Origin of the sequence: Chitinophaga sp., from assembly GCF_036566945.1 — a bacterium.
In the GTDB taxonomy this organism is placed as follows: Bacteria; Bacteroidota; Bacteroidia; order Chitinophagales; family Chitinophagaceae; genus Chitinophaga.
In genome coordinates this window covers 1-1571 of record NZ_DATCVJ010000179.1, presented here as the reverse complement: position 1 = coordinate 1571, position 1571 = coordinate 1, and the positions used below count along the sequence as shown (strand labels likewise).

The following is a 1571-nucleotide window of genomic DNA, read 5'->3' as shown; positions in this document are numbered from 1 at the left end:
CTGGCCCGCGCTACCCGGTCGTTGCTTTTATCGATGGCCAGCTGCAGGGGTTCTATCGTTTCAGGATATCTTTTTTGGATATAACTGCTGTAGGCCCGCACTTCCGCGAGGCCGCCTTCGAGGCGGTGGGGAAATTTCGGATCGTTATTGAGTAAGTTCAGGAGGGCCTGTACTTCATCGTATTCTTTTAGTTCGAGCAGGGTTCTGGCACGCCACAGGAAAGCATCGTTACGGGCTTTCACATGTTTGAAGCGGCCAAAGAAACCTTTTCTTTTTTCGTTGGTAGCAATGGAGATCTGGTCATTATCGCGGGCGCCCACTACGGTTTTATATTCCGATTTTTGTTTAGGGGCGAACGTGATATTGATATACTGGAATGTTTTATTGGCATTTTCGAGATCTCCTTCGTAGAAATAGGCACGGCCCATGAGCAGGAAACAGTCATCTATCCATTTGCCGCGAGGGTCATGGAGTTGAATGCCCATAGACGTTTTATCAATAACAGAATCGAGTTCTCCTTTGCTGAATCCCTGGCTTTGTAAACTGTAAGGATAAAAAGGCAGCAGGATATTATAATTATCCTGGCCATCGCGGTTAGCGGTTCTCACCACCCTGTCGAGTTTCTGTTTGGCGTGAAAATAATAGTTGAAGCGTGTAGCCATGTTCTGGAAAAACTTACGTTTCCAGTTCCATTTCTTTTTTTCCAGCATTACTTCGGAAGGGGGACGCCGGTCCTGTACACGTGGCTCCTTAGGTTTAAAAAGGGGCTTGGCAACAGGCTTTTGTTGCTGATTATTGGGGGTCTGGCTCTGGGAATTTGTTTGCTGCGGTTGCTTTTGAGGCTTGTTCTGTGCCCAGACCGCCGGCAAACCCAGGCAAATTGACAATATAAAAAATCCCAGATATTTAAGTAGCAGTTTGATGCAATTCATGGATGCCAGGGTGTATAGGCTAAATATATATAACTTACAGTTTGAAAAAATATTTTAAAGATAGTATAAAATAGTGGCTTTTTCTCAAAAGCAGAAGGCAGAAAGCAGAAAGCAAAAAGCTATTGTGCCGGGTTAAATGAGCGAATATCAGCAACTTATTGTATTCAATGACTCGCTACAATAGCTTTTTGCTTTCTGCTTTCTGCTTTTCGCTTTAAAAATATTGATTAACTTTAGCCCGCCTTAAAAGGAATAAATTTCTTTAAGTAGTACCACAAACATGGCCAAGAAGGGGAATAAAAACAACAGAAGAAACCTGGAAAAACTCAGTCATAAGTACCGTTTGGTGATTATGAATGACGATACCTATGAAGAAGTCACCTCGTTTAAACTCTCCCGGATGAGCGTGTATATTGCTTTCAGCACCCTGTTTGTGTTACTGGTAGCTATTACGGTAGCCACTGTGGTATTTACACCTTTACGCTACTATATACCTGGTTATGGAGATCTGAAACAGCGCAAGGAATTTATCCATCTTAAAATGCGGGCAGACTCATTAGAAACAGCCATTAATGCCCGGGACCAATATCTGAAAAACATAAAACAGGTGATCAACGGAGAATTTACCGGAAAACTGGA

2 protein-coding genes are annotated in these 1571 nt (G+C 43.0%); one reads left to right on the top strand and one right to left on the bottom strand.

Annotated features, from left to right (window positions below; genetic code table 11):
- The coding region (locus tag VIP81_RS05065) for a hypothetical protein (protein ID WP_331957386.1) at positions 1–932 on the bottom strand (932 nt) is incomplete at its 3' end.
- A 280-nt stretch (positions 933–1212) separates the two neighbouring features.
- Here VIP81_RS05065 and VIP81_RS05060 point away from each other — a divergent pair.
- A partial coding sequence (locus tag VIP81_RS05060) for a hypothetical protein (protein WP_331957385.1) occupies positions 1213–1571 on the top strand: 359 nt, incomplete at its 3' end.